General features: G+C 65.4%; 6 protein-coding genes. 2 read left to right on the top strand and 4 right to left on the bottom strand.

Annotated elements, in window-relative coordinates; translation table 11 throughout:
* Window positions 1–172 precede the first annotated feature (172 nt).
* A complete protein-coding gene (locus tag IT293_09975; GenBank protein MCC6764979.1) occupies window positions 173–415 on the bottom strand; it encodes an addiction module protein in 243 nt (80 codons plus the stop codon).
* A gap of 474 nt (window positions 416–889) precedes the next feature.
* Between IT293_09975 and IT293_09970 the strand changes: the two genes are divergently transcribed.
* Window positions 890–2,122, top strand: coding sequence for an acetyl-CoA C-acetyltransferase (locus tag IT293_09970; protein MCC6764978.1), 1,233 nt, complete (start codon window positions 890–892; stop codon window positions 2,120–2,122).
* A 4-nt stretch (window positions 2,123–2,126) separates the two neighbouring features.
* On the opposite strand, the gene ispG is transcribed toward IT293_09970, so the two are convergent.
* Both ispG and IT293_09960 read right to left on the bottom strand, forming a co-directional pair.
* The gene (ispG, locus tag IT293_09965; protein MCC6764977.1) at window positions 2,127–3,257 is read right to left on the bottom strand and encodes a (E)-4-hydroxy-3-methylbut-2-enyl-diphosphate synthase; all 1,131 of its coding nucleotides are present in this window, start codon (window positions 3,255–3,257) and stop codon (window positions 2,127–2,129) included.
* A 38-nt stretch (window positions 3,258–3,295) separates the two neighbouring features.
* Window positions 3,296–4,135, bottom strand: coding sequence for a thioesterase family protein (locus IT293_09960; GenBank protein MCC6764976.1), 840 nt, complete (start codon window positions 4,133–4,135; stop codon window positions 3,296–3,298).
* Between the two features lie 82 nt (window positions 4,136–4,217).
* Here IT293_09960 and IT293_09955 point away from each other — a divergent pair, with 82 nt between their 5' ends.
* On the top strand, window positions 4,218–4,775 hold the full coding sequence (locus IT293_09955) for a carboxymuconolactone decarboxylase family protein (protein ID MCC6764975.1): 558 nt from the start codon (window positions 4,218–4,220) through the stop codon (window positions 4,773–4,775).
* Here the strand turns inward: IT293_09955 and IT293_09950 are convergent.
* The coding region (locus IT293_09950; protein ID MCC6764974.1) for a DNA-3-methyladenine glycosylase at window positions 4,762–5,295 on the bottom strand (534 nt) is incomplete at its 5' end. The genes IT293_09955 and IT293_09950 overlap by 14 nt on opposite strands.

The raw sequence follows: 5,295 nt of genomic DNA, 5'->3' as shown, positions 1-5,295 counted from the left end.
TCCCCTCGTCGATCACAGGGAAGTGCAACGGATGCTGCGCGATGCGATCGTATGAGCGCGTCGAGCTCCAGCACGAATTCGGCACCCAGTCCTTCGCGTTTGGCCTCGTACCAGAGCGCTGCCTCGCGAGCGTCCGCCGCTGCCGCCGGACGGACGATCACCTCCGTGGACATCAGCGCGGCGTGTGCTTGTTGTGGGCAAGCTCTTGAAGCAGTTCCTCGCGAACCTCGTGCCACGAGCGTTTAGCATCCGGATCCTTACGATGCTCGGCGAGCCGATCGCGTATGAGCTGCCGATGCCAATCGGGGACGGGAACCTGATCGGGTGCCGTTGCGATGCGGTCCCAGAGGGTCTCGACATACCGGACCTTCTCGTCGGTCGGCAGCTCGTCAAAACCCGGCGGCGGAATCGGCAACGAGCGACTCACGGACGCAGGCTACTGGAAACTCGCTCGACAGCCAACCGCAAAGCATGGTCGTGGTCTACTCCTCGACCGGATTCGTGGATGCGTCGGTGGTGGCGATCGCCGAGCGGCTCCGGCTCGGAACCATTGCGACGACCGACCGCAGGCATTTCACGGCCATCCGGCCGCGCCACGTCGGCGCTTTCAGCTGGTCCCGTAGTCTCGGTGGATATTGACGCCCTCCGCGCGAATGTGGGGACACGCTGCCGCGCGCGTGGATCCGGCGCCGCAATCGTGGTTGCTGCGACCCACGCGGTCGACGCTCGGGCCGTTGCGGCGCCGTATCGCGTCGGTCCACCGACCTGATCATGACGGCGCGCGTGCCGCCCGGCGCCGCGGGCAGTCGGGGCCGGGGCGGCGATTCGTTGCAATGGCGGTCGAGGCGGGATTTAGTCTTCGCCCATACCTACTCGAAGGAGACGAGTCATGGCGGAAGCGTGGATCATCGACGCCGTTCGTACGCCCCGTGGGCGCGGCAAGAAGGACAGCGGTGCCCTTTCGCACATCCATCCGCAGGAGCTCCTGGCTCAGGTGCTGCAGGCGTTGTCGGTTCGCCACACATTCGAACCGAAGGACGTCGAAGACGTCGTTGCGGGGTGCGTGACGGAGGCCGGCGAGCAGGGTGGCTGCATCGCGCGGATGGCGACCCTGGTGTCCGGCTGGCCGACGGACGTCACCGGCGTTTCATTGAACCGCTTTTGCGGCTCCGGCCAGCAAGCCGTGAACTTCGCCCTGATGGGCGTCATGTCGGGGCAGCAGGAGTTGGTCGTCGGCGGGGGAGTCGAGAGTATGTCGCGCCAACCGATGGGATCCGATGGTTCGGGCATCGACGGCCATAATCGTCATCTTCGCGAGATGTTCCCTCTCGTTCCGCAGGGCATCTCCGCAGACCTGATTGCGACGATCGAGGGATTTTCGCGCGACGACGTGGATCGTTTCGCCCTGGCGAGTCAGCAGCGCGCCAAGGTCGCGATCGAGGAGGGGCGGTTCGCGAAAAGCGTCGTGCCCGTGAAGAATCTCGACGGGACGATGGCGCTGGATCACGACGAGTTCCCGCGACCGCAGACCACCCTCGAGGGCCTCGGGAAGCTCGAGCCGTCGTTCCTACAGTTGGGCCAGTACGTGCAGAAGGGCGACGAGCTCAGCTTCGATGAAAAGGCGCGGAAGATCTACCCGCAAGTGAAGAAGATCGAGCACGTTCACACCGCGGGCAACTCGAGCGGTATCGTCGACGGTGCCGCAGCCGTTTTGATCGCGTCGCCCGACTATGCCCGGGCGCACGGATTGAAGCCGCGGGCGCGTGTGCGAGCCATGGCGACGCATGGTGCCGAGCCGGTCATCATGTTGACCGCGCCCGTTCCGGCGACCGAGCGATGTCTCGGGAAAGCTGGGATGACGATCAAGGACATCGATCTCGTCGAGATCAACGAGGCGTTTGCGGTGGTACCGCTGAAGGTCATCCGCGACTGCAGGATCGATCCGGATCGAGTCAACGTGAACGGTGGGGCGATCGCGCTCGGTCATCCCCTGGGGGCGACGGGCGCAATGTTGATCGGGACCGTGCTGGACGAGTTGGAGCGCCGCGACCAGGCCACCGGCCTCGTTACGATGTGTATTGGCGGGGGCATGGGCATTACCACGATCATCGAACGCATCTGACGGACTAGACACGCTCCGCGATCAAGCGGTCGAGTTCTTGGCGCAGCCTGGGTAGGACGTCCGTGTAGCTGTAGGCTCCGACCTTGACGTCCTTCTTCTTGAGGTTCACCGTGGTGGGGCCGCACCAGAGCCCGAGATCGGCGTCATCCGTCTCGCCAGGACCGTTGACGCGACAGCCCATGACCGCAATCGTGATGCGGTGCGCCGCCGCGTAGGTGGTGAGATCCTTCACGTGCTGCGCGAGTTCCACGAAGCTCTCGTTCTCGACGCGGGAGCAGCTGGGGCATGAGATGATGTTCAGGCCCTTGCCGAAATCCGGGACGGAGATGAATCGTCCATCGGCGACGTCCGCGATGATCTGGTGCCCGACCTCGACCTCCTCGTGCTTACGCTCGTTCGGGAGGGTGAGAGAGACCCGGATCGTGTCGCCGATGCCCCGCGTGAGCAATTGCTCGAAGGCGAGTCGCGTCTTGGTGATGCCTTCGGGCGGCATTCCCGCTTCGGTGACGCCGAGGTGGATCGGAATATCGGGCCGCGCTTCCGCGAACCGCGAGTTCGCCGCGACGACCTTGTCGGGGTCGGAATCCTTGAGCGAGACGACGAAACGATCGAAGCCGAATCGTTCCATCAGGTCGCAATGATGAAGGGCCGATTGAACGATCGCCGCCAATTGGTCGTTCGGGTGCCGTTCGAGGAATTCGGGAGCGACGGATCCGCAGTTGACTCCGATGCGCACCGCGCAGTCGTTGTCGCGAGCGATGCCGGCGAGCCAGGCGACCTTGTCCGCGATCGGTTTGGACCGTTCGATGTGGTGCAGGTGCCCCGGATTGTACCGGATCTTGTCGATCCATGGCGCCACCGACGCGGCGACCCGGTAATTCTCCTGCAGGTCGACGGACAGAGTGACACCCTCGGTCTGCCGGCGGATTTCTCTGAGCGCCGCGACCTCTTTCTCGTTGTCGACGGCGATCCGGACGACGCCGGCTCCGGCGCGAGCCAGCTGATGGACCTGCGCGACGGTTGCGTCGATGTCTCGTGTCTTCGTGGCGCACATGCTCTGTACGACGACGGCGGCGTCGCCTCCGACCGCTTGTCGGCCGATCGTGATCCTACGCGTGTGGCGCAAAACGCTCATGGCGCGAAACGATACTGGAAGGCCCCATCCCCCGCAAATCAGGGGACGCGAAATGCGCTACGGAGCGTGTGCGGCATCGGCGCATCGTCGGGAGCGATCCAGCGATGACGACTGTGGGCTTGGAGCAGGGGGCGGTCTGGATCGCCCCGATGCAAATGCGTGTGTTGCTCGAGCGCGTCCGCCGTCGCATGGGTGAGCCAGGTCGTGACCGCGATCGTCTCGCCGTAGAGCGCGGCATCGAGATACTCGAGGTCGTGGCTCTCCGCGCGCAATCGTCCACCCGCGGCGATCTGGGCCTCGAATCCGCATCCGGCGGCTTCGGTCATGTCCAGCATGGCTTGCTCCAGGTAGGCCGTGTAGTTCGAATTGTTCACGTGCCGGAGCGCGTCGAGCTCGTGGAGCTCGATGCGGCGCTGAAACGTCGCGGCCTGCGCGGAGGGGGAGGTCTCGGGAAACGGAGTCCGTGTCGCCGCGTGGGTCTCGGCGACGCCGAACGTCGCGTACCATTCCGGTGGGATCCGTCGCGGCCGTCCGCGCTGATCGACGAACACCCAATCGGAAAGGGCCCGAGCGACGAGACGATTGCCGCTCCGTACCTCGTACGCCCGTTGTGAGCGGACGCGCCGAAAGTCGGTGATCCACGTCCGGATGTCGAGGACATCGCCGTAACGGGCGGGGCTCTCCAGCCGCATTTGCGTCCGACGAATGATCCACATGCCGCCCGTGCGGTCGTAGTAAGCGGTATCGAATCCGGCATCGCTCGAGGCGCGGGTGGCGGCTTCCTGCAGCGATCGCAGGAGGCTCATGGAGCGGAGCTCGCCAAAGGCGTCGAGGTCGGCCTGCAGGACCGGCGCGCTCCACTGGAAGTCACGAGGCACCTGGCGTGGGAACCATCGGGGACGTGGCGAGTCAAGCCTGCCCGGGTTGCTCTTCACACGAAGACTCCGTTAACCATTCGCCATGGCTCGCATCCCGTATCCAGACCTCGCCTGCGTCGAGGAACGCGTCCGTACGCTCGCCGCCGGCTTGCCGCCCCTGAACATCTTCCGGATGTTGCCGCACGCGCCGACGTTTCTTCGTGGATTCGGTCGGCTCGGTACGGCGATTCTCTCGCACGCTGCGTTGGATGCTCGTGTTCGCGAGCTCATCATCTTACGGGTGGGACGACGGTCTCCGGCGCCGTACGAATGGCAGCAGCACGTACCGATCGGGCGAGCGTGCGGGGTGTCCGACGAGGAGATCGCGGCGCTCGAGCGCGACGACACGGCGGCGCCGTGCTTCGACGAGGGCGCGCGTGTGATGCTGCGTCTGACCGACGAACTCCTGGCGGGACCGCGTGCGAGCGACGGCACGCTCGCAGCCGTACGGAGTCATTTTTCGGATCGCGAGCTCTGCGAAGCCATCCTGACGATCGGCTTCTACATGATGGTGGCCCGCTTCCTCGAGACGACGGGCGTCGATCTGGAGGCGGGGGGAGCGGATCCGATGATGGTCATGGAGCGCATCAAGCGCGACTGAGCCGCTCGCCGACGCGTGGAGCTGATACAGCCAACGAATGACGGAGGAAGAAGCGCCAGGGTCGAAGCGCGTGCTCGCCGGCATACTCGACGCCGACCCGGGCGGACACAGCCACCAGTGATGCTCGCGCCATGGGCGCGTCGAGGATGACGATCGGTCCCGTCGTCAGGTCGCAGCCGTCGTGTCGGCGGTCGATGCCGAGGGCTCGGCAGAGGTTGCCCGGTCCGCGAGCGAGTGTGACAGTCGGAAGATCGCGAGCATTTCGTCGTCGGCGCATGAGTTCGATGCCGGCGAGAGGTTCGAGCGCGCGGAGCAGCACTGCCTCGGGTTCGTCGGCGTCGCGCGTCACGACGTTGCAACAATGGTGCATACCGTACGTGAAGTAGACGTACAGGTGCCCTCCCGGGCCCCACATGACCTCGTTGCGCGCCGTTCGTCGTCCTCCGGCCGTATGCGCCGCGCGATCCTCCGGGCCGCGGTAGGCTTCGACTTCGACGATGCGCCCCGCGGTGAGCCCCGC

The organism is Deltaproteobacteria bacterium, from assembly GCA_020848745.1.
Classification (GTDB): domain Bacteria; phylum Desulfobacterota; class Binatia; order UTPRO1; family UTPRO1; genus UTPRO1.
The sequence above is the reverse complement of the archived record's forward strand: the minus strand, read 5'-3'. Positions and strand labels throughout refer to the sequence as shown.